Annotated in this window: 22 protein-coding genes; 8 read left to right on the top strand and 14 right to left on the bottom strand. The window is 73.5% G+C overall.

Going from position 1 to position 22248, the window contains the following annotated elements; all coding sequences use genetic code 11:
• The first annotated feature begins 12 nt into the window (after nt 1-12).
• Nucleotides 13-1476, top strand: coding sequence for an argininosuccinate lyase (gene argH / locus DQE82_RS16065; RefSeq protein ID WP_030271078.1), 1464 nt, complete (start codon nt 13-15; stop codon nt 1474-1476).
• A gap of 50 nt (nt 1477-1526) precedes the next feature.
• Here argH and DQE82_RS16060 read toward each other — a convergent pair whose 3' ends face one another.
• From DQE82_RS16060 to DQE82_RS16050, 3 genes are all read right to left on the bottom strand, one after another.
• The gene (locus DQE82_RS16060) at nt 1527-1880 is read right to left on the bottom strand and encodes an MmcQ/YjbR family DNA-binding protein (RefSeq protein WP_064448489.1); all 354 of its coding nucleotides are present in this window, start codon (nt 1878-1880) and stop codon (nt 1527-1529) included.
• A 64-nt stretch (nt 1881-1944) separates the two neighbouring features.
• Nucleotides 1945-2379, bottom strand: a complete 435-nt coding sequence (locus tag DQE82_RS16055) for a hypothetical protein (protein WP_030502457.1) — start codon at nt 2377-2379, stop codon at nt 1945-1947.
• A gap of 146 nt (nt 2380-2525) precedes the next feature.
• Entirely contained in the window at nt 2526-3164 is a 639-nt protein-coding gene (locus DQE82_RS16050) for a DNA-3-methyladenine glycosylase (RefSeq protein ID WP_043324917.1), read from the bottom strand.
• Between the two features lie 139 nt (nt 3165-3303).
• Here DQE82_RS16050 and DQE82_RS16045 point away from each other — a divergent pair, with 139 nt between their 5' ends.
• Together DQE82_RS16045 and DQE82_RS16040 are read left to right on the top strand one after the other, a co-directional pair.
• On the top strand, nt 3304-4404 hold the full coding sequence (locus DQE82_RS16045) for an LLM class flavin-dependent oxidoreductase (protein ID WP_043324916.1): 1101 nt from the start codon (nt 3304-3306) through the stop codon (nt 4402-4404).
• Nucleotides 4401-5027, top strand: coding sequence for a CE1759 family FMN reductase (locus DQE82_RS16040; RefSeq protein WP_043324915.1), 627 nt, complete (start codon nt 4401-4403; stop codon nt 5025-5027). Before DQE82_RS16045 ends, DQE82_RS16040 begins: the two co-directional genes overlap by 4 nt.
• Before the next feature lie 185 nt (nt 5028-5212).
• Here DQE82_RS16040 and DQE82_RS16035 read toward each other — a convergent pair whose 3' ends face one another.
• Together DQE82_RS16035 and DQE82_RS16030 are read right to left on the bottom strand one after the other, a co-directional pair.
• Complete coding sequence (locus tag DQE82_RS16035; protein ID WP_064448488.1) at nt 5213-6097, bottom strand: universal stress protein; 885 nt, start codon at nt 6095-6097, stop codon at nt 5213-5215.
• A 71-nt stretch (nt 6098-6168) separates the two neighbouring features.
• Entirely contained in the window at nt 6169-7077 is a 909-nt protein-coding gene (locus DQE82_RS16030) for a universal stress protein (RefSeq protein WP_064448487.1), read from the bottom strand.
• A gap of 158 nt (nt 7078-7235) precedes the next feature.
• Here DQE82_RS16030 and DQE82_RS16025 point away from each other — a divergent pair, with 158 nt between their 5' ends.
• Nucleotides 7236-7706: a cyclic nucleotide-binding domain-containing protein gene (locus tag DQE82_RS16025; protein ID WP_043324912.1), complete on the top strand. Its 471-nt coding sequence runs from the start codon at nt 7236-7238 to the stop codon at nt 7704-7706.
• A 12-nt stretch (nt 7707-7718) separates the two neighbouring features.
• On the opposite strand, the gene pflA is transcribed toward DQE82_RS16025, so the two are convergent.
• The 5 genes from pflA to ppdK all read right to left on the bottom strand — a co-directional run bounded on the left by pflA (nt 7719) and on the right by ppdK (nt 15116).
• On the bottom strand, nt 7719-8504 hold the full coding sequence (gene pflA, locus DQE82_RS16020) for a pyruvate formate-lyase-activating protein (protein ID WP_051611069.1): 786 nt from the start codon (nt 8502-8504) through the stop codon (nt 7719-7721).
• Entirely contained in the window at nt 8501-10744 is a 2244-nt protein-coding gene (gene pflB, locus DQE82_RS16015) for a formate C-acetyltransferase (protein ID WP_064448486.1), read from the bottom strand. Before pflB ends, pflA begins: the two co-directional genes overlap by 4 nt.
• A 62-nt stretch (nt 10745-10806) precedes the next feature.
• Nucleotides 10807-11817 carry an alcohol dehydrogenase AdhP gene (adhP, locus tag DQE82_RS16010; protein ID WP_064448485.1) on the bottom strand — a complete coding sequence of 337 codons (1011 nt, stop codon included), beginning with the start codon at nt 11815-11817 and terminating at the stop codon, nt 10807-10809.
• A 170-nt stretch (nt 11818-11987) separates the two neighbouring features.
• Nucleotides 11988-12443 carry a hypothetical protein gene (locus DQE82_RS16005; protein ID WP_113973127.1) on the bottom strand — a complete coding sequence of 152 codons (456 nt, stop codon included), beginning with the start codon at nt 12441-12443 and terminating at the stop codon, nt 11988-11990.
• A 12-nt stretch (nt 12444-12455) separates the two neighbouring features.
• Complete coding sequence (ppdK, locus tag DQE82_RS16000) at nt 12456-15116, bottom strand: pyruvate, phosphate dikinase (RefSeq protein ID WP_113973126.1); 2661 nt, start codon at nt 15114-15116, stop codon at nt 12456-12458.
• A gap of 133 nt (nt 15117-15249) precedes the next feature.
• Between ppdK and DQE82_RS15995 the strand changes: the two genes are divergently transcribed.
• From DQE82_RS15995 to DQE82_RS15985, 3 genes are all read left to right on the top strand, one after another.
• Nucleotides 15250-15753 carry a GNAT family N-acetyltransferase gene (locus DQE82_RS15995; RefSeq protein ID WP_113973125.1) on the top strand — a complete coding sequence of 168 codons (504 nt, stop codon included), beginning with the start codon at nt 15250-15252 and terminating at the stop codon, nt 15751-15753.
• A 9-nt stretch (nt 15754-15762) separates the two neighbouring features.
• Nucleotides 15763-16389, top strand: coding sequence for a YgjV family protein (locus DQE82_RS15990; RefSeq protein WP_113973124.1), 627 nt, complete (start codon nt 15763-15765; stop codon nt 16387-16389).
• Nucleotides 16390-16533: 144 nt separating this feature from the next.
• Complete coding sequence (locus tag DQE82_RS15985) at nt 16534-17889, top strand: hemolysin family protein (RefSeq protein ID WP_043324907.1); 1356 nt, start codon at nt 16534-16536, stop codon at nt 17887-17889.
• Between the two features lie 25 nt (nt 17890-17914).
• Here DQE82_RS15985 and DQE82_RS15980 read toward each other — a convergent pair whose 3' ends face one another.
• The 4 genes from DQE82_RS15980 to DQE82_RS15965 form a co-directional block, all read right to left on the bottom strand.
• Nucleotides 17915-18232: a PRC-barrel domain containing protein gene (locus DQE82_RS15980; protein ID WP_113973123.1), complete on the bottom strand. Its 318-nt coding sequence runs from the start codon at nt 18230-18232 to the stop codon at nt 17915-17917.
• On the bottom strand, nt 18219-18599 hold the full coding sequence (locus DQE82_RS15975) for a hypothetical protein (protein ID WP_043324905.1): 381 nt from the start codon (nt 18597-18599) through the stop codon (nt 18219-18221). The genes DQE82_RS15980 and DQE82_RS15975 overlap by 14 nt, the downstream gene beginning before the upstream one ends.
• The gene (locus DQE82_RS15970) at nt 18596-19822 is read right to left on the bottom strand and encodes an NRAMP family divalent metal transporter (protein WP_043324904.1); all 1227 of its coding nucleotides are present in this window, start codon (nt 19820-19822) and stop codon (nt 18596-18598) included. The genes DQE82_RS15975 and DQE82_RS15970 overlap by 4 nt, the downstream gene beginning before the upstream one ends.
• 71 nt (nt 19823-19893) lie before the next feature.
• A complete protein-coding gene (locus DQE82_RS15965; protein WP_043324903.1) occupies nt 19894-20283 on the bottom strand; it encodes a PaaI family thioesterase in 390 nt (129 codons plus the stop codon).
• A 101-nt stretch (nt 20284-20384) separates the two neighbouring features.
• Here DQE82_RS15965 and tyrS point away from each other — a divergent pair, with 101 nt between their 5' ends.
• A complete protein-coding gene (tyrS, locus tag DQE82_RS15960) occupies nt 20385-21668 on the top strand; it encodes a tyrosine--tRNA ligase (protein WP_113973402.1) in 1284 nt (427 codons plus the stop codon).
• Nucleotides 21669-22248 lie beyond the last annotated feature (580 nt).

Raw genomic sequence — 22248 nt, 5'->3', positions numbered from 1 at the left:
GGGGGCACCACAATGGGTGGGGTGGACGACAAGAGCCTGACCGAGAACAGCGCCCCCGCCAACCGGACGAGCCTCTGGGGCGGCCGGTTCGCCGGCGGCCCCGCCGAGGCGCTCGCGCGGCTGTCGGTGAGTGTCCAGTTCGACTGGCGCCTCGCCCCGTACGACATCGCCGGTTCCCGCGCGCACGCCCGGGTCCTGGCCGGCGCCGGCCTGCTCGACCCGGACGAACTGGGCCGGATGCTTGCCGCGCTGGACGACCTGGAGGCGGCGTGCGCCTCCGGCGCGTTCCGCCCGACCGTTGACGACGAGGACGTGCACACCGCGCTGGAGCGTGGCCTGCTGGAGCGGCTGGGCAGCCTCGGCGGCAAGCTGCGCGCCGGCCGGTCCCGCAACGACCAGGTCGCCACCGACCTGCGGCTCTACCTGCGTGACCACGCCCGCGGGGTGGCGGCCCGGCTGGTCGAGCTGGCCGAGGCCCTCGTCGAGCAGGCGGAGCGGCACGTGGACACCGCCGCGCCGGGCATGACGCACCTGCAGCACGCCCAGCCGGTGACGTTCGGGCACTGGCTGCTGGCCCACGTGCAGCCGCTGCTGCGCGACCTGGAGCGGATGCGGGACTGGGACGAGCGGACCGCGATCAGCCCGCTCGGCGCGGGCGCGCTGGCCGGGTCGGGGCTGCCGCTGGACCCGGTGGCGGTCGCCAAGGAGCTGGGCTTCCGTACCTCGTTCGCCAACTCGATGGACGCGGTCGCGGACCGCGACTTCGTCGCCGAGTTCCTGTTCGTCACCGCGATGATCGGCGTGCACCTGTCCCGCCTCGGCGAGGAGGTGGTGCTCTGGACGTCGCAGGAGTTCGGCTGGGTCGAGCTGGACGACGCGTTTGCCACCGGCTCGTCGATCATGCCGCAGAAGAAGAACGCGGACATCGCCGAGCTGGCCCGGGGCAAGTCCGGCCGCCTGGTCGGCGGCCTGATGAGCGTGCTCACCATGCTCAAGGGCCTGCCCATGACGTACGACCGGGACATGCAGGAGGACAAGGAGCCGGCGTTCGACGCGGTCGACACGCTGGAGCTGCTGCTGCCCGCGCTGGCCGGGATGATCTCCACGATGACGGTCCGGGTGGACCGGCTGGTGGCGAGCGCCCCGTCGGGTTTCTCGCTCGCCACCGAGGTCGCCGACTGGCTGGTCCGGCGCAACGTGCCGTTCCGCGACGCGCACGAGATCACCGGCAAGCTGGTGGCGCTCTGCGCGGCCCGGGACTGCGCGCTGGACGAGGTGTCCGACGCCGACCTGGCCGCCGTCAGCGAGCACCTGGACCCGTCGGTGCGCGACGTGCTGTCGGTGCGTTCGGCGCTGGCCGCCCGCATCACGCCCGGCTCCACCGGGCCCGGCCCGGTCGCCGACCAGCTCGCCGCCGCGGCGGACAAGCTGACCGGCTGGCGGGAGTGGGCCGCCGAGCGGGTCGTCCCCCGCTGACCTGCGGCTGATCCGGGGGCAGGCACCCGCCTGCCCCCGGATCACACCGGTCAACCGGTGGGGCGCTCGCGTTTCGGCAGCTTCGCCACCACCGCGTCGTACGACCCGTCGACCGCCTCGACCAGCTCGTCGTCCGGGATGCCGCCGGAGAGCCGCAGCGTGTTCCAGCCCGACCGGCCGATGTAGGGGGAGGGGCGCGCGTCGGCCGGGAACCGGTGCAGCCACTCGTCGGCCACCTCCCGGGACGCCCCGCACTTCACCCCGACCCGCGCCTCACCCTCGGGCGAGCCGAGGAACGCGAAGATCCGGCTGCCCACCTTCACCACCTCGTCGCCCTCCCACGGCCGGTCGAGCCAGGCTCCCGGCTTGGCCAGGCAGTAGGCGAGCATCTCCTCGCGCGTCATCGCGTCCTCCCGTGCCGTCGTCCGGCGCAGTCTCGCCCGCGGCTGTGACAGTGCGCGCCGCCGGTCAGTCGCCGGTGCCGGTGCGGACGGTGAGCCGCTCGTAGCGCTGCCGGGCCGCCTGGGCGCTGCCCAGCCCCAGCCCGAAGGCGATCGCCTGCCAGGTCATGCCCCGGCCGCGGGCCACCTGGAGCAGCCCGGCCTCCAGTGCGTCCACCTCGGAGCGCACGTGCGGGATGAGCGTCAGCGCGGCCATCAGGTCGGCCTGGTCGACCGGCTCCTCACCCTCGTCCAGCTCGGCGCCCCCGGCGAGCGCCATCACCAGCGTGGCCGCCTCGTAGGCGTCGGGCACGTCGGGGTGGGCGTAGCGACGGCGGCGGGAGTTGGTGCCGGCGTGCCGCTCGGCGATCCGCAGCAGCGCCGCGTAGTTGCGGTGCGCCCGTGCCTGGGCAGCATCCGGAGCGGTGAACGGGTCGTTGTCCACGGTGACCATGTCGTCCATCCCACACCCAAGAATGGCCCGTTGTCAACACCCCGTTGAAAGCCCCTCGTATAAAACACCGTGACCTCAACGCATGGTGAAGGGTCGGCGCGTCATGCCACCACAGACGCGCCGCGGGGTGTCCCGGGTTGCCCGGAACGGCCGATTCAGGCCGGCGAGTTCCGCACCGGGGCGGCCGGAGCGGGCCGGCGACGCGGGGTGTGCCGCCGGTAGACGCTCACGCTCGGCTCGTCCGCCAGCCAGAACCGCCACGGCAGGTCGTGCGCGGCGGCGACCCCGACACGCGGCCCGGCGACGATGTGCGCCGGGTCGACCGGGATCGCCGGTGGCGTCAGCAGCAGCGGGCCGCTGCCGTCGATAGCCGAGGTGCCGTTCGCGTCCCGCCCGATCCCGAGCGCGGTGACCAGCCGGGCCGGCCCGCGGGCCAGATCCCGGTCGGCGGCGCGCGGCCTGCGCTCGCGGGCGGTCTCGACGCCGCCGACCACCTCGCCCGCGCGCAGCAGCACCGCCGCCGCCTCGCCGTCGCGCCCGCAGACGATGTTCGCGCACCAGTGCATGCCGAACACGAAGTACACGTAGACGTGCCCGGCGGGCCCGAACATGACCTGGTTGCGCGGCGTCGGCCCGCGGTGGGCGTGCGACGCCGGGTCCTCGCCGGTGCCCGCGTACGCCTCCACCTCGGTGAGGCGTACGGTGACGCCGCCGGCCGACACGGTCCAGCCGAGCAGCGTCCGCGCGGTCTGCGCGATCTGCGCGGCGGGCGCGGAGAGCCAGGGGTACGTCATCGCGGCAAGGGTAGTCGGTGGGAGGCGCGTGATCCGGGCCACGCCGGGGCGGGCGGCCACCGGAATAGTTGACTCGTCAAATATGTTGTGAGGAGCGATCCCGGGCCGACCGGTCCGGACCCCACGCGAGGAGCTGGTCATGCAGTTCGGAGTCTTCACCGTCGGTGACGTCACCCCCGACCCGACAAACGGGCGACTGCCGTCCGAGCGTGAGCGGATCAAGGCCATGACCGCCATCGCGCTCAAGGCCGAGGAGGTCGGCCTGGACGTCTTCGCCACCGGCGAGCACCACAACCCGCCGTTCGTGCCGTCGTCGCCGACCACCATGCTCGGCTGGATCGCCGCGCGCACCGAACGGCTGCTGCTGTCCACCGCGACCACGCTGATCACCACCAACGACCCGGTGAAGATCGCCGAGGACTACGCGATGCTGCAGCACCTCGCCGACGGCCGGGTGGACCTGATGATGGGGCGCGGCAACACCGGGCCCGTCTACCCGTGGTTCGGCCAGGACATCCGCAACGGCATCCCCCTGGCCATCGAGAACTACGACCTGCTGCGCCGGCTCTGGCGCGAGGACGTGGTCGACTGGAAGGGCCGGTTCCGTACGCCGCTGCAGGCGTTCACCTCGACCCCGCGCCCGCTCGACGGCGTGCCGCCGTTCGTCTGGCACGGCTCGATCCGCAGCCCGGAGATCGCCGAACAGGCCGCGTACTACGGCGACGGCTTCTTCGCCAACCACATCTTCTGGCCCAAGGAGCACACCCAGCGGATGGTCGGCCTCTACCGGGAGCGGTTCGCGCACTACGGCCACGGCTCACCCGACCAGGCCATCGTCGGCCTCGGCGGGCAGGTATTCATGCGCCGCAACTCCCAGGACGCGGTACGCGAGTTCCGCCCCTACTTCGACAACGCCCCGGTCTACGGGCACGGCCCGTCGCTGGAGGAGTTCACCCGCGAGACGCCGCTGACGGTGGGCAGCCCGCAGCAGGTCATCGACCGGACGCTGGGCTTCCGCGAGTACGTCGGCGACTACCAGCGGCAGCTCTTCCTGATCGACCACGCCGGCCTGCCGCTGAAGACGGTGCTGGAGCAGCTCGACCTGCTGGGCGAGGAGGTGGTACCGGTGCTGCGCAAGGAGTTCGACTCGCTGCGTCCCGCGCACGTGCCCGAGGCGCCCACCCACGCCGGCCTGCTGGCCGCCCGCGACGCCGCTCCGGCCGACGGGGAGCAGCGATGACCCGTCGTACCCTGGCGGTCGTCTCGGCCGGGCTCGCCCAGCCGTCGTCCACCCGTCTGCTCGCCGACCAGCTCGCCGCGGCCGCCCGCGACGAGCTGGCCGGGCGCGGCGCGACGGTGGAACTGCGCACCGTGGAGCTGCGCGAGCACGCCCACGACGTGGTGAACCACCTGCTCACCGGCTTCGCGCCGGCCGCGCTGCGACAGACACTCGACGCCGTGGCGGCCGCCGACGCGCTGATCGCGGTGACGCCGATCTTCAACGCGTCCTACAACGGGCTGTTCAAGTCGTTCTTCGACGTGATCGACCGGGACACGCTCGCGGGCAAGCCGGTGCTCATCGGGGCGACCGGCGGCACCGCCCGGCACTCCCTCGCGCTGGAGCACGCGGTCCGGCCGATGTTCACGTACCTGCGGGCGGCGACACTGCCCACTGCGGTGTTCGCCGCGCCGGAGGACTGGGCCGGTGACGACGGGGACAGCGCGCTGCGGTCCCGGATCCGCCGGGCCGCCGCCGAGCTGGCCGAGCAGGTGGACCGCCGCCCGCCCGCGACCGGCCCGGCCGACCCGTTCGCGCTCACCACCGACTTCGCCGACCTGCTCGCCGGCCGCGACCCGGCCTGACGCCGGGGCGGTGCGGCGCGGGGGCGACCGCTACCGAGCGTTACCGTCCCGGCGAAACCACGCCGGAAACTCGATATGCCTGAGAGGCATATTTATGCCTCTCAGGCATATCGCTCGGAAGACATCTCTCGCGCCGGGCGGCCCGGCGGACAGGGCCGGCGCGGGGCCGCCGCCCGCGAGGCGGCTCAGTCGTCGGCCGGCTCGGGCCGGTGGGCGACGAGCACCGGGCAGTGGGAGTGCTGCACCATTGCCTGGCTGACCGAGCCGAGCAGCAGCCCGACGAAGCCGCCCCGGCCCCGGGAGCCGACCACCACGAGCGCCGCCTCGCCGCTGGCCTCGACGAGCGCGGTCTCCGGCGAGGGGGAGGTGACGGACCGCTCCGTCACCCGCAGGCCCGGATGCGCCGACCGGACCCGGTCCGCGGCCTCGGCCAGCAGTCCCGCCGCCTCGGCCCGCTCGGCGGTGGAGGCCTCCGCCGCGACCTCGGGCGCCACCGCGCCGCGTTCCGGCGACCGGACGTGCATCAGCACCAGCTCCGCGTCGCGCCGCTCGGCCTCGTCGGCAGCCAGCTCGATCGCGTACGCGGCCGAGTCGGAGCCGTCCACGCCGACCAGCACCGGCCCGTCCACCGGAATCGGCTGCTCCTCCGGGCGGACGATCAGCACCGGGCAGTGCCCGTGCTGCGCGAGCTGCCCGCTGACCGAGCCGAGCAGCAGGCCGGCGAAACCGCCCACGCCCCGGCTGCCCACCACGACCAGCTCGGCGCGGCGGGACTCCTCGACCATCGTCGCGCCCGGACCGCCGGCCACCTGGCGCACCTGCACCCGCAGGCCCGGGTGCCGCTCGGTCAGGTCGGCGGCGACCGACTCGAGCATCTTCTCCGCCTCCGCGGTGGGCGCCGGCACCCCCAGGTCGTACGGGTTGAGCGGCACGCCGTAGCCGAGCGGGTGCAGGTAGCCGTGCACCAGCACCAGCGGCCGGGAACGTGCCACGGCGGTCGCGGCAGCCAGGTCGGCGGCGGCCAGGCTGGACGGCGATCCGTCCACTCCCACCACGACGGGTCGGTTCATCAGGTCTGTTCCCTCCGGTCGGCTCAGGCCATTGTGGCGGTCCCGGCGGCGCCGGGACCGCCGAACCGGGGTCAGCGTTCCCGGCCCCCGCGGTGCCGGACGACGGCCAGCGGGCTGTGGCAGTGGTGCAGCACGGCGTGGCTGACCGAGCCGAGCAGCAGCGAGCCGAGGCTACCCCGCCCGTGCGCGCCGACCACCGTCAGCTGCGCCCCGACGGACTCCTCGACCAGCACCCGGGCCGGCGTGGCGGCGGCGACCAGCTTCGGCCGCACCGTGACCTCCGGGTAGCGCTCGGTCCAGCCGGCGACCGCGTCGGCCAGCACCCGCTGCTCGTCGGCGCGCAACTGCTCCGGCTCGTACGCCAGCGGCAGGACGTCGCCGAACGCCTCGCGGTAGCTCACCGGCTGCGGGTACAGCCAGGTGTGCACCACCACCAGCTCGGCGTCGCGCGCCGCGGCCTCGGCGAACGCGAACCCGACCGCCTCGTCGGACAGCGCGGACCCGTCCACGCCGACCACCACCGGGCCGTCGGCGCGGGCCTCGCCCCAGGCGACGAGAACCGGGCAGTCCGCGCGGGCGGAGAGCTGCACCGCCGCCGAGCCGACCAGGAGTTCGGCGAAGCCGCCCAGGCCACGGTGGCCCAGCACGAGCAGCGCGGCGTCGCGGCTCTCCCGCAGCAGCACCGCGACCGGCCCGCCGTCGACCACCGCGCCGGTCACCGCCAGCTCCGCGTCGACCTTGCGGGCCTCGTCCACCGCCTCCTCGACCAGCTTCTCGGCCTCCTGGCGCAGCTCGATGTCGGGCAGCACCGGGGCGACCATGCCCAGCGGCGTGCCGACCAGCGGCCACAGGAAGGCGTTCACCACCCGCAGCGGCCGGTGCCGCAGCACCGCCTCGCGTGCGGCCAGCCGTACCGCGTCCAGCGCGGACGGGGAGCCGTCCACGCCCACCACGACGGGGGCACCGGTCCTGTCGGTCATGACGTCCTCCTTCGGTTCCCCCTCAGCCTGCGCCGACGGCTCCCACCTGGGCAGAGTCGATCCGCCCGGCACGGCCGGGACCATCGGCCCCTACCGGCCGGGCCGTTCGCGAGGTGGAATGGGAACCAGTGCTCCCTCCTGTCGATCCTGGAGGCGCGATGACCCCGCTGGAGATGCTCCGCGTCCACCCCTTCCTGGCCGGGCTGCCCGACGAGTGGCTGCCCCGGCTCACCGGGTACGCCCGCCCGGTGGTCTGGCACCCCGGGCACCGGCTGTTCCGCGCCGGCGCGCCGGCCGACCGGTTCTGGCTCGTCCGCGGCGGCCAGGTGGCACTCGACTTCCCGGTGCCGGGCCGCGGCGACGTGGGCATCGAGACGATCGGGCCGGGCGGCGTGCTCGGCTGGTCCTGGCTGTTCCCGCCGTACCGCTGGCAGTTCGGCGCGGTCGCCACCCAGCGCAGCACCGCCGTCGAACTCGACGCCGACGGGGTACGCCGGCTGATGGAGTCCGACGACACGCTCGGCCGCCAGCTCACCAGCCGGTTCATGAGCGTGGTGGTGGACCGCCTCCAGGCGTCCCGGGTCCGGCTGCTGGACCTCTACGGCTACCCGACGGCCGCAGCCAGCTGAACCGGCGCGCGGTCAGGTGACGGTGAGACCGCGGGCGGCGAACTGACCGCGTACCCGGGTCAGCAGGTCGGCATCAGGCGGCTCGGTGTCCGCCAGCGGGAAGGTCAGCCCCAGCTCGGCGTACTTGTGCGCACCGAGCCGGTGGAACGGCAGCACCTCCACGCGCTGCAGCGTGGCCAGCCCGGCCGCGATGTCGGCCACCCGCTCCACCTCGTCGACCGCGTCGGTCAGGCCGGGCACCAGCACGTACCGGATCCACATCGGCGTACCCCGGTCGGCCAGCCGTTGCGCGAACCGCAACGTCGGCGCGAGCCGGCCGGTGCCGGTGACCCGGCGGTACGTCTGCGGGTTGCCCGCCTTCACGTCGAGCAGCACCAGGTCGGTGGCGTCCAGAAGCGTGTCGTCGGCGCGGACGCCGAGGAAGCCGGAGGTGTCCAGCGCGGTGTGCAGGCCCAGGTCGACGTGACAGCGCCGCAGCAGCTCCCGGGTGAACGCCGGTTGCAGCAGCGGCTCCCCGCCGCTCACAGTGACGCCGCCCCCGGCCACCTGGATGAACCGGCGGTACCGGCCGGCGAGCGCGACCATCTCGTCCACGCTGCGGCGGCGGCCGCTGCGGCCGTACCAGGTGTCCGGGCTGTGGCAGTAGCGGCAGCGCAGCGGGCAACCGGCCAGGAAGACCACGAACCGGGTGCCCGGGCCGTCCACCCCGACCGAGGTGTCCCAGGAGTGCACAGCGCCGGTGACGCACCCCGGCGCCGCCGCAGTCACCTGCGGCGGCGCGGGCGGGCGGCCGTTCACAGCGACCCGTGGAAGGTCCGCGACACCACGTCGCGCTGCTGCTCCGGCGTGAGCCGCACGAAGTTCACCGCGTACCCGGAGACCCGGACGGTGAGCTGCGGGTACCGCTCCGGGTGCGCCATCGCGTCCAGCAGCGTGGCCCGGTCCAGCACGTTGACGTTGAGGTGGAACCCGCCGGCGTCGGCGTAGCCGTCGAGCACCCCGGCCAGGTTCGCGATCCGCTCGTCGCGGGTGTGGCCCAGGCCGTCCGGCGTGACGGTGCCGGTCAGCGAGATGCCGTCGCGGGCCGCGTCGTACGGCAGCTTCGCCACCGACAGCGCGGACGCGACCAGGCCGTGCGTGTCCCGCCCGTTCATCGGGTTCGCCCCCGGCGCGAACGGCTCACCGGCGCGCCGCCCGTCCGGCGTGTTGCCGGTGTGCTTGCCGTACACCACGTTCGAGGTGATGGTGAGCACCGACATGGTCAGCTCCGCGTCGCGGTACGTGCGCTGCCGGCGCAGCTTCTCCGCGAACGTCTCGACCAGCCACACCGCGATCTCGTCGGCCCGGTCGTCGTCGTTGCCGTACGTCGGGAACTCGCCCTCGACCGCGTAGTCGACCGCCAGCCCGGACTCGTCGCGCAGCACCTTGACCCGGCCGTACCGGATGGCCGACAGGCTGTCCACGGCGACCGACAGGCCGGCGATGCCGGTGGCCATGAAGCGGCGCACCGGGTGGTCGTGCAGCGCCATCTCCAGCCGCTCGTAGGCGTACCTGTCGTGCTGGTGGTGGATCACGTTCAGCGCGTCCACGTACGTCTGCGCCAGCCAGTCCAGCGTGCGGTCGTACGCGGCCAGCACCTCGTCGTAGTCGAGCGTCTCGCCGCCGACCGGCGCGGCCGGCGGGGCGACCTGCGCGCCGGACAGCTCGTCGCGGCCGCCGTTGATCGCGTACAGCAGCGCCTTCGCCAGGTTCGCCCGGGCGCCGAAGAACTGCATGTCCCGGCCGACCCGCATGGCCGACACGCAGCAGGCGATCGCGGTGTCGTCGTCGTACGCCGGGCGGATCAGCTCGTCGTTCTCGTACTGGATGGCGCTGGTGTCCAGCGACACCTGGGCGCAGAACCGCTTGAACCCCTCGGGCAGCCGCGGCGACCAGAGCACCGTCAGGTTCGGCTCCGGCGCCGGGCCGAGGTTGTACAGCGTCTGCAGGTAGCGGAACGTGGTGCGGGTGACCAGCGGCCGGCCGTCCGCGCCCATCCCGCCGAGCGACTCGGTGACCCAGGTCGGGTCGCCGGAGAAGAGCTGGTCGTACTCGGGGGTGCGCAGGAAGCGGATGATCCGCAGCTTGATCACGAAGTCGTCGATCAGCTCCTGCGCGCCGCTCTCGTCCAGCCGCCCCTCGGCGATGTCCCGCCGCAGGTAGGCGTCGAGGAACCCGGCGGTGCGGCCGAGCGACATGGCGGCGCCGTTCTGCTCCTTCGTGGCGGCCAGGTAGGCGAAGTAGAGCCACTGGATCGCCTGCGCGCCGGTGACGGCCGGGCGGGAGATGTCGAAGCCGTACGAGGCGGCCATCTCCTTCAGCTCGCCGAGCGCGCGGATCTGCTCGGCCAGTTCCTCCCGGTCGCGGATCACGTCGTCGGTGCTGCGCCGGTCGTCCAGCGCCGCCTTGAGCGCGCGGCGTTCCTCGATCAGCCGGTCCACGCCGTACAGCGCCACCCGGCGGTAGTCGCCGATGATCCGCCCGCGTCCGTACGCGTCGGGCAGGCCGGTGATGATGTGCGAGCGGCGGGCCGCGAGCACGGTCTCCGGGTACGCGTCGAACACCGCGTCGTTGTGCGTGCGGCGGTACCGGGTGAAGATCTCGTGCACGCGCGGGTCCGGCTCACGCCCGTACGCGCGCAGCGCCGTCTCCACCATCCGCAGCCCGCCGGCCGGCATGATCGCCCGCCGCAGCGGCGCGTCGGTCTGCAACCCGACGATCAGCTCCCGCTCCCGGTCGATGTACCCGGGGGCGTGCGAGGTGATCGTCGACGGGGTGGCCGCGTCGACGTCGTACACGCCGCGGCGCCGCTCCTCCGGGAACATGTCCCGCAGCCGGTCCCACACGGCGAGCGTGCGCGGCGTCGGCCCGGTCAGGAACGAGGCGTCCCCGGTGTACGGCTCGTGGTTGTGGCGGACGAAGTCGGCCACGTCGACTGTCTCCTGCCACGCGCCGGCGTGGAATCCGCGCCAGGGGGCCAGGGGTTCGGTGGCGGTCATGTCGGTCCCTCTCCGGGCGTCGGCGGCCCGGTCCCCGCGGGTGCGGGGACCGGGGGCGGGGGTCAGGGCTGGAGCACGAGCCGGGCGGCGACCCGGCCGGCGAGGACGTCGTCCACCGCGTCGTTGATGTCGTCCAGCTTGCGGGTCTCGTAGACGACCCGGGTGCGGCCGGCGGCGTGCAGCGCGAAGACCTCGGCCAGGTCGGCGCGGGTGCCGACGATCGAGCCGAGCACCGTGATGCCCTTGAGCACCGTCTCGAAGACGGGCAGGGTGATCGCGTTGTCGGCGGGCAGCGACACCAGCACCAGACGGCCGCCGCGGCGCAGCGAGCGGTGCGCCTGCTCGATCACCCGGGGGCTGGCGGCCAGCACGATCGCCACGTCCACGCCGCCCAGCGCGGTGATCCGCTCGACCGGGTCGGTGGTGGCGGCGTCGACAGTGTGCGCGGCGCCCAGCGACGTGGCCAGCTCCAGCTTCTCGGCGGTCACGTCCACCGCGACCGTCTCGGCGCCGAAGATCTGCGCGTACTGCTGGGCGAGGTGACCCAGACCGCCGATGCCGAAGATCGCGACCCGCTCGCCCGGCCGTACCCCGGCGACCTTGACGGCCTTGTACGTGGTGACGCCCGCGCAGGTCAGCGGCGCGGCCTCGAACGGGTCCACGCCATCGGGCACGCGGACCGCGTAGCGGGCCGAGGCCACCGCGTACTCGGCGTGCGCGCCGTCGATGCTGTAACCGGTGTTGCGCTGCGACTCGCACAGCGTCTCCCAGCCGGTCACGCAGTACGCGCAGGTGCCGCAGGCCCAGCCGAGCCAGGGCAGCGCGACCCGGTCGCCGACGGCGTGCTCGGTGACGCCGGGGCCGACCTGCTCGACCAGGCCGACGCCCTCGTGACCGGGTACGAACGGCGGGGTGGGCTTCACCGGCCACTCGCCGCGGGCGGCGTGGATGTCGGTGTGGCAGAGTCCGCTGGCTTCGACGCGGACCAGGATCTCGCCCGGGCCGACCTCCGGCACGGGACGCTCGGTGATCTCCATCGGACGGTCGAACGCGGTGACGACACTGGCGCGCATCGGGGGCCTCCCTCGGTCTCGTTCTCACCCTCAGCGTCGTCGGTCCGGGCGCCGCCGGGCAGGGGCGCAGGACCGCGGTGACCCGGGACCAACGGCCCCTCCGCCGAGAGCCGACGGGAGAACGGCGGTACGGCCGCCGGTGACGTACCGGCGGCCGTACCCCTGGGTGGTCAGCGGTCGACGACCAGGCGGCGGGCCCGCAGCACGCGCGCCCACCAGGGCCGGTCGTCCGGGCGCAGCCGGGGCGCCGGCAGGCCGCGCAGGCTGACCCAGCCGCCCGGCCCCATGGTGACGGTGCCGACCGACGGCGGACGGCGCCGCGACCACACCGCCACGGCGGCGGTGAGCGCGGCCACCGCGAACGCGCCGGTGGCCGCGGCGACGAGCTGGTCCGGTTCGACCACGCGCCGGTAGCGGACCCGGCCACCGGCCGCGACGAACACGCCGACCGGACGGCCGTCGCGGTTCACCGGCACCAGCGCGGCGTCCCCGGGCAGCTCCAGCACCGGGCCGACCGGCCCGGCCGGGGTGGGGGTGGGCGTCGCGGGCGGAGGCGCGGCCTGCGGTGGCGCCGGGCGGGGGACCGGCGCGACCGCCGGACCGGTCGGGTTGAAGATGGCGGTCATGACGCTGCCCTCCTAGCGGGAGTCGGACTTCTCGGTACGGGCCTCGACGGCGGCCCGGCCGGCGGCCAGCCGCGCCACCGGCACCCGGTACGGCGAGCAGGAGACGTAGTCGAGCCCGGCCGCGGCGAAGAACCCGATCGAGTCCGGGTCGCCGCCGTGCTCGCCGCACACCCCGACGGTCAGGTCCGGCCGGGCCGCCCGCCCCTCGGCTACGGCGAGGCGGACCAGCCGGCCCACGCCGGTGGCGTCGATGCTCTCGAACGGCGACACCGGGAAGATCCCCCGTTCCAGGTACGTGGAGAAGAACGCCCCCTCCACGTCGTCCCGGGAGAACGCCCAGGTCATCTGCGTCAGGTCGTTGGTGCCGAAGGAGAAGAAACGCGCCTCGGCGGCGATGTCCCCGGCGGTCAGCGCCGCCCGGGGCGTCTCGATCATGGTGCCGATCGGGATCTCCGGCGCGTCCGGCACCCCGGCCAGGACCCGCCGTGCCTCGTCCGCCACCGCGGCGAGTTCCCGCACGTCCCCGACCAGCGGCACCATGATCTCCGGGCGCGGGTCACCGCCGGCCCGGACCCGCTGCGCGGCCGCCTCGGCCAGCGCCCGCACCTGCATCGCGAACAGACCCGGCACCACCAGCCCGAGCCGCACGCCGCGCAGCCCCAGCATCGGGTTCGTCTCGTGCATCCGCCGAACCGCCGTCAGCAGCACGCCGTCGTGGCCCGGTTCCTCGCCGCGCGCCTGCGCGCCCGCCACCCGGGCGGTCAGCTCGGCGAGCGGAGGCAGGAACTCGTGCAGCGGCGGGTCGAGCAGCCGCACCGTGACCGGCAGCCCGTCCATCGCGGTGAGCAGCCCGACGAAGTCGGCCCGCTGCAACGGCAGCAGCGCGTCCAGCGCCGCGCCGACCTCGGCCGGTCCGTCGGCCAGGATCAGCCGCTCGACCAGTTCCCGGCGCTCGCCGAGGAACATGTGCTCGGTGCGGCACAGACCGATCCCTTCGGCGCCCAGCTCACGGGCCCGGCGCGCGTCGTCCGGGGTGTCGGCGTTGGCGTGGACGCCGAGCGTGCGTACCGCGTCGGCGTGCCCGAGCAGCCGGTGCACGGCGGCGACCAGCGGGTCGGCTTCCGGCCGCAGCTCACCGGTCAGGTACCGGGCCACCGGGGACGGCTGCACCGGCACCTCGCCGCGCCAGATCCGCCCGCTGGTGCCGTCGATCGAGATCACCTCGCCGGCGCGCACCACCTGCTCGCCCACCGTGAACTCGCCGCGCTCCACGTCGATGGTCAGCGCCTCGGCCCCGCAGACGCAGGTCCGGCCCATGCCGCGGGCCACCACGGCGGCGTGCGACGTCTTCCCGCCGCGCGAGGTGAGCACCCCGGCCGCGGCGATCATGCCGGGCAGGTCGTCCGGGTTGGTCTCCGGCCGGACCAGGATCACCGGCCCGGTGGACGCCGCCGCGGCGGCCGAGTCGAAGACCACCCGCCCGACCGCGGCGCCGGGGGAGGCGCCGACGCCGACGGCGAGCGGCTCGGGCGCGCCGGCGGTGTCGAAGGCCGGGAACATCAGCTGGGCGAGCTGCGCGCCGGTGACCCGGGTCAGCGCCTCGTCGGCCGTGATCAGCCCTTCCTCGGCCAGCTGCGCGGCGATCACGAACGCCGCCGCCGCGGTGCGCTTGCCGACCCGGGTCTGGAGCATCCACAGCTTCCCGCGTTCGATGGTGAACTCGACGTCGCACAGGTCGCGGTAGTGCCGCTCCAGCGTCGCCATGATCTCCCGCAGCCGGTGGAAGCTCACCGGGTCGAGGTTCGCCAGCTCGGTCAGCGGCACCGTGTTGCGGATGCCCGCCACCACGTCCTCGCCCTGCGCGTCGCTCAGGTAGTCGCCGTACACGCCGGGTGCGCCGGTGGCCGGATCACGGGTGAACGCCACCCCGGTGCCGGAGTCCGGGCCGAGGTTGCCGAACACCATCGCCATCACGTTGACGGCGGTGCCCAGGTCGTCCGGGATGCGCTCCTGCCGCCGGTAGATCCGGGCCCGCTCCGAGTGCCAGGACTCGAACACCGCGCGCACGGCCAGGAACAGCTGCTCGTGCGGGGCCTGCGGGAAGTCGTGCCCGACGTGCCGGGCGAAGATCTTCTTGTACGTGTCGACCAGGTCGCGCAGCTGCCCGGCGCCCGGCCCGCCCGGACCGGCGGTGGCCCGCAGCGCGGCCAGCTCGTGCTCGAACTCGTCGCCCGGAATGCCGTGCACGGTGCGGCCGAACATCTGGATCAGCCGCCGGTACGAGTCCCACGCGAACCGCTCGTCGCCGGTGCGGGCGGCCAGCCCCGCCACGGTGGTGTCGTTGAGCCCGATGTCGAGGATCGTCTCCATCATCCCCGGCATCGAGTACCGCCCGCCGGAGCGCACCGCCAGCAGCAGCGGGTCATGCGGGTCACCCAGCCACCGGTCCAGCCGCGCCTCCACCTCCCGCAGGTGCGCGTTTATCTCCTCGTACAGCCCGGCCGGCGGCGCCCCGGTGGCCAGGTAAGCCCGGCACGCGTCGGTGGTGACGGTGAACCCGGGCGGCACCGGCAACCCGAGCCGGGTCATCTCGGCGAGGTTGGCGCCCTTGCCGCCGAGCAGGTCGGCCTGGCTGCGGTCACCCTCGATGAAGTCGTAGACGTACTTCGACATGGTCCGGCCTCCTCGACTGCGTCGTTGCACCTCCTTGGTAACCGGGCCGGCCGGCCGTGCGGCAGGGCCGGACGGGACACACACCGGGCCGGAGGTCCCGACCGTGTCGGAGGGGGCCCGTATCGTTCCGGCCGTGACAAACGAGGTGCTGCTCCGCCCGGTGCGCGACGACGACCTGCCCGCCTTCTTCGCCCACGAGCAGGATCCGCAGGCGAACTGGATGGCCGCGTTCGGCCCGAAGGATCCGTCCGACCGGGCCGCGTTCGAGGCGCACTGGGCGCGCATCCGCGCCGACGCGCGCATCGTGAACCGCGCGGTCACCGTCGACGGCCGGCTGGTCGGGCGGGTGGCGGCGTTCCCGGTCGGCGAGCAGACCGAGGTCAGCTACTGGATCGACGCGGCGTACTGGGGGCGCGGCCACGCCACCGCGGCGCTGCGCGCGCTGCTGCGCGAGGTGCCGCACCGGCCGCTGCACGCCCGCGCCGCGAAGGACAACGCCGCCTCGCTCGCGGTGCTGCGCAAGTGCGGCTTCGTCGTGGTCGGCGAGGACTCCGGGTACGCCCCGGCGCGCGGCGCCGAGGTCGAGGAGTACGTGCTGGAGCTGCCCGCCGAGGGGCCTGACCAGGCAGACCGCTAGTCTCCCCGGGTGAACTGGCTGGAACTCGTCGGCTGGGCCGGCTCCGCGCTGCTGGTCTGGTCCCTGCTGCAGACCCGGATCCTGCGGCTGCGCGCGCTCAACCTGGTCGGCTGCCTCATCCTGATCGGCTACAACGCCGCCGTGCAGGTGTGGCCGATGGTGGGGCTGAACGTGGTGCTCGCCGTGATCAACGTCTGGTACCTGCGCAAGCTGCTGGCCACCCGGCACGACGAGCAGACCTACCAGGTGGTCGAGGTGGGCACCGGCGACGCCTTCCTGGCGCACACGCTGCGGGTGCACGCCGCCGATATCGCCCGCTTCAACCCGGGCTTCCGCTGGGACGCCGACGCCGACGACCGCTCGGCGTTCCTGGTGGTACGCGCCGACGAGGTGGTCGGCGTGATGCTCTCGCACGCCGAACCGGGCGGCGTGGCCCAGATCGACCTGGACTATGTGACCCCGCCGTTCCGGGACTTCACCCCGGGCGAGTTCGTCTACCGGCGCAGCCGGCTGTTCACCGACCGGGGCTTCCGCCGCGTGGTCAGCCCGCCCGGCATGGTCGCCCCCTACTACCACCGGCTCGGATTCCGGCCCGAGGGCGGCGCGTACGTGCTCGACCTGCCCGTACCGGCCTGAGCCCCGGCCCCGGCGGGTGACACCGGGGCCGGTCATGATTCAGCGGCGGGCCCGCGGGGCACAGAGGGGCCACGCCGACCGGATCTGCCGGCCGGCGGGTCGGCCGTCGGCCGGCCCGGATCGGGTCGAGGGAGATAACCGGTCGTGCAGAGCTACTGGAGCCAGCTGGCCCTGGTCGGTGTGCTGGTGATCCTCAACGCGGCGTTCGCCGGCAGCGAGATGGCCCTGGTGTCCCTGCGGGACAGCCAGGTGCAGCGGCTGGAGCGCAGCGGCCGGGGCGGACGGACACTGGCCCGCCTGGCGAAGGATCCGAACCGGTTCCTGGCCACGATCCAGATCGGCATCACGCTCGCCGGGTTCCTCGCGTCCGCGGCCGCCGCGGTCTCGCTGGCCCGGCCGCTGGTGCCGCTGCTCAGCGTGTTCGGCAACGCCGCCGAGACCGTCGCCATCGTCGCGGTGACGCTGGTGCTCACGTTCGTCACGCTGGTCTTCGGCGAGCTGGCCCCGAAGCGGATCGCGATGCAGTCGGCCGAGCGGTGGGCGCTGCTGGTGGCCCGCCCGCTGGACCTGCTCTCCAGCATCACCCGGCCCGCCGTCTGGCTGCTGGGCGCCACCACCGACCTGGTGGTACGCCTGTTCGGCCTGGACCCGAAGGCCGAGCCGGACGAGATCGGCCCGGACGAGCTGCGCGACATCGTGGCCGGCAACCACGGCTTCACCAAGGAACAGCGCACGATCATCGCCGGTGCGGTGGAGATCGCGGACCGGCAGTTGCGGGCTGTGCTCGTACCCCGGTTGCAGGTCTTCACGCTCGACAGCGGCACCACCGCCGAGGCCGCGCGGCTGGTCCTGGCGGCGACCGGCCACTCCCGGGCGCCGGTGGTCCGCCACGGCGGCCTGGACGACGCGGTCGGCGTCATCCACCTGCGTGACCTGGTCGGCGTCTCCGACGACCGGCCGGTCGACGAGATCGCCCGCCCGCCCATGCTGCTGCCCGACTCGCTGCCGGTGGTCGACGCGCTGCGCCAGTTCAAGGCCGAACGCCAGCACATCGCGCTCGTGGTCGACGAGCGCGGCGCGGTCGACGGGATCGTCACGCTGGAGGACATCCTCGAGGAGATCGTCGGCGAGATCTACGACGAGACCGACCGCGACCTGCGTTCCGTGCGCACCGAGCCGGACGGCACGCTGGTGCTGCCCGGCACGTTCCCGGTGCACGACCTGACCGACCTGGGCGTGGAGCTGCCGAACCGGCCGGCGGGCGACTACACCACCGTCGCCGGGCTGGTGCTGATCTGCCTCGGGCACATTCCGACGGTGGCGGGGGAGCAGGTCACCGTCGACGGCTGGGAGCTGGCGGTGGCCGACGTCGACCAGCGGGCCATCACCGAGGTGCGGGTCCGCCGGCGCGGCCGCGGCGACGACTCCCCGGACGACGACGCCGCGGACGACGCCGGCGAGCCGGCCGACGCCCCGGAACTCGACGAGGCGCGCCGCTGACGGACGGCGTCCGGCAACTCGGGCCTCAGCGGCGTCCGGCCGGCGGGCCGAACGGGAAGCCGGGCACCGGCGGAAGCAGCTGCACCGCGTCGGCGGGCAGCTGACGGGTGCTCCGCCCGACCAGCCGGGCCACCATCCGCAGCAGCCACGGCCCGGACGGGTGCAGCTCCGGGCCGATCAGGCGGCTGATCACCCGGGTCCACCAGTGCCCGGCGACGATCACGTCGGTGATCCGCAGCCGGTCCGGCGGCCACCCGCCGCGCACCACCACGTCCACCACCCGGCCCAGCCGCCGCCCGTGCAGGTCGTAGGCGGTACGGCCGAGCAGCTCACCCGCTCGCACGGCCGGACCCGGGAATGTGCTCGATCAGGTGCCGGCGCAGCCACGCCTCCACCGGCGACGGCGGCAGGTCCGCCGCCCGGCAGCGCAGCCGCACCGCGCTGTCCACGTGGGCGACCTGCGACAGCGGTACGCGCAACGGCGGCACCGGCGGGTCGTCGGTGAACCGGTCCGCCACCGCCACCAGCAGCCGACCGACCCGCCCGCCGATCCGCTCCCCGAGCGCCCCCTGCCCGGTGAGCAGGCTGTCCACGTACGGGAAGCCCTCGTCGTCGACGGCGAACGCGATGTCGTCGACCCGCCCGACCAGCCGTCCGTCCACGTCGACGATCTGCCGGTCGAGCAGCCGCTTGGCCAGCTGAACCCTCATGGACCCATCCCCGTCATGATCGCCAGTGGGATCGCGGCCACCGACGCCGCGACGATGAGCAGCAGGAACACCGCGCCGAGCAGGTTCATCCAGCGCCCGTTGACCCGGTCGCCGAGGTACCCCCTGTCGTTCGCGACCACCAGGATCGGCAGGTACGTCAGCGGCAGCACCACAGCGCTCAGCACCAGCATGTACTCGGTCAGCCGCACCGGGTCCACGGTCGTCATCAGCATCACCACGCCGAGCAGCAGACCGACCAGCAGGACGCTGTGGAACCGGGCCGCCTCCCGGGGGCGGACACGCTTGCCCCACTGCCAGCCGAAGTACTGCGCCGCCGCGTACGCCGCCGACAGGCCCGTCTCCAGCGCCGCGCCGAACGTCACCGCGAAGAACGCCAGCACGGCGGTGGCCAGGCCGGCCCCACCGAGCGCCGTGGCCACCGGCCGCGCCACCTCGTCGAGCGTACTGAGCGACACCCCGGACGGGTGGTAGGCCACCGTCGCCACGGCGACCAGCGACAACGCCAGGAACCCGCCCACCGGAAAGCCGATCAGCACGTTCGACCGGGCCCGCGCCAGGTCCGCCGCGCTCCAGCGCTCCTCGACGCCGCCGGAGGAGAAGAAGAACACCTCGTACGGGCTCACCGTCGAGGCGAACAGCGCCACCGCCACGAACCAGTACAGCGGCCAGCCGTGCCCGGCCGCGCTGATCTGCCACGCGCCCTGCCCGAGTTCCGGCCAGTCGGTCGGCAGCGCCACCAGCGCGACCGCGAACACCAGCAGCGCCAGCCCGGCGAGGCCGAAGATCCGCTCCATCAGCTCGAAGCGCAGCCGCCACAGCACCAGCCAGACGGCCAGCGCGGCGAGCGGCACCCAGAACAGGTGACTCACCCGGGTGGCCAGTTGCAGCGCCAGCGCCACCCCGCCCAGCTCCGCGGCGAGCGTGACCACCGTGACCAGCCACGACGCGACCAGGTTGAGCAGCGCCACCCGCGGCCCGAGCCGCTCCCGGACCAGGTCGAAGACCGCCCGCCCGCTCACCGCCGCGATCCGGCCGGCCATCTCCGCGTACGCGCAGATGCCGACCACGCCAGCCAGCAGCACCCAGGTGTGGGCCATGCCGAACAGCGCGCCGGCCTGACTGGCCGCCACCAGGTCACCGATGTCGACGAAGCCGCCGACGGCCGACAGCACGCCGAGCGTGGCGGCGAACAGCTTCCTCACGTCGGTTCGGGAGCGGACGATCTCACCGAGGCGACGATATCGGCGTCAGTGCCCGGTTTCGGGCGAATGCGTCAGGAGGCGGTCAGGTTTTGCAGGCGCACCTGGCCGCGGGCCACCAGCCGGCCGTCCGCGTCGGTGATCTCCACGAGCCAGAGCTGCTGGCTGCGGCCCCGGTGCACGGGCGTGCCGACGGCGGTCAGCTCGCCGTCGCGCACCGCGCGCAGGAAGTCGGTCTGGTTCGACACCCCGACCACGTTGCCCTTGTCGCCAAGCCAGAGCGCGCCGCCGATGCTGGCCGCCGTCTCGACCACCGAGCAGTAGACGCCACCGTGCTGGATCCCGTACGGCTGGTGCAGCTCCGGGCGCACCTTCCACCGGATCACCACCCGGTCCCCGCTGACCTCGTCGAACGTCAGGCCAAGCAGGGCCACGAAGCCACCGGTCAGGTTCGGCATGTCCACCGCGGTTCCTCCTCGCGTTCGACGGCGCCGCCAGCCTAGTCGGCCGCACCTCGGCAAACCCGGTACGGCCCGGGTCCGGTAATGGGGGAGAATCGGTGACCGTGACCGACAGCAACCTCCCGCAGGGGCGGGACTCCCTGACCGACGACCTGCTGTGGCGGGGCCTGATCCAGGACTCGACCGGCCTCGACGAGCTGCGCGACCTGCTCGGGGGCGGGCAGGCCACGTTCTATGTGGGCTTCGACCCGACCGCCCCGAGCCTGCACGTCGGCCACCTCATGCAGGTCCTCACCGCGCGCCGGCTCCAGCTCGCCGGGCACCGTCCGCTGCTGCTGGTCGGCGGCGCCACCGGCCAGATCGGTGACCCGAAGGAGAGCGCCGAGCGGACGCTCAACTCGCCCGACGTGGTCGCCGGCTGGGTGGAGCGCATCCGCGAGCAGCTCTCGCCGTTCGTCACGTACACCGGGGAGAACGCGGCGCAACTGGTCAACAACCTGGACTGGACCGGCGAGATGTCGGTGGTGGAGTTCCTCCGCGACGTCGGCAAGCACTTCCCGGTGAACAAGATGCTCGCCCGCGAGGTGGTCAGGGCGCGCCTGGAGACGGGCATCAGCTTCACCGAGTTCAGCTACCAGCTGCTGCAGGCGAACGACTTCTTCGAGCTGCACCGCCGGCACGGCTGCCAGCTCCAGTACGGCGGCTCCGACCAGTGGGGCAACATCACCGCAGGGGTGGACTACGTTCGCCGGCGCGGCGCCGGGCCGGTGCAGGCGTTCACCACCCCGCTGGTGACGAAGTCCGACGGCACCAAGTTCGGCAAGAGCGAGTCCGGCGCGATCTGGCTCGACCCGCAGATGACCAGCCCGTACGCGTTCTACCAGTTCTGGGTCAACGCCGACGACCGGGACGTCAGCCGCTACCTGCGGTACTTCAGCTTCCGCTCCCGTGAGGAGCTGGAGGAGCTGGAGAAGGCGACCGCGGAACGCCCGCAGGCGCGCCTGGCCCAGCGGGCGCTCGCCGAGGAGCTGACCACGCTGGTGCACGGCGAGCGGGAGACGGCCCAGGCGGTCGCGGCGAGCCAGGCGCTGTTCGGGCGGGGCTCGCTCGACGAGCTGGCCCCGGAGACGCTGCGCGCCGCGCTGACCGAGGCCGGCCTGGTGCGCCTCGACGCGCTGCCGGACGTCGCCGGCCTGCTCAAGGAGTCGGGCCTGGTGCCGAGCATGAAGGAGGCCCGCCGGGTGATCGCCGAGGGTGGCGCGTACGTCAACAACACCCGGATCTCCGAGGTCGACGCCACCGTGTCGGCGGACGACCTGCTGCACGGCCGGTACCTCGTGCTGCGCCGGGGCAAGCGCTCGTTCGCCGGTGTCGAGCTGCGCGGATAGTCCGTTGTCGACAATGTGACGCGGGACGCGCCCAGCGGATTTGACGATCACTCCGCTGGGCGCGTAACTTTCTCTCTGCCAGCGCGGAACGGACGAAACAGGGCGAAAGACCTGGAAGGCCGGAGCGCAGGACCTGAGAACCGGGTGGTGCCCCGGATTCGCCGGGAGGCGGATTTGGCGAGGCGGAACCGACCGGGTAAGGTTATCGGCCGGCAGGGAAACGGACGAGCCAGCGGGAAACCGTGGGCGGCCGGCCTGCCGAATTCCTCGGAACGACCGACGGAAGTCGGTTGAATCGGGGTGCCCGGTAAAAGGGTGATGCACGACAAACTGGTTGACACCGGTTTGACACGGCAGAAACCACCGGGTAACGTAGCAAAAGTGCCCGGCGCGAGAGCGGCGGGTGGTTGAACGAAATGCCCCGGCTGGGGGTTCTGCTGATGCGGGGCCTGGTGGTTGGTGTGTGGTTGTTCTTTGAGAACTCAACAGGGTGCTTGTAAAGCCAGTGCCAATTGTTTTATACCCCGGACTGGTGGCTGTTCTTTGGAATGGTTGCTGGTTGGGATTCCTTTGGCAACAC

The sequence above is a fragment of the Micromonospora sp. LHW51205 genome (genome assembly GCF_003315815.1).
Classification (GTDB): domain Bacteria; phylum Actinomycetota; class Actinomycetes; order Mycobacteriales; family Micromonosporaceae; genus Micromonospora; species Micromonospora chalcea.
The sequence above is the reverse complement of the archived record's forward strand: the minus strand, read 5'-3'. Positions and strand labels throughout refer to the sequence as shown.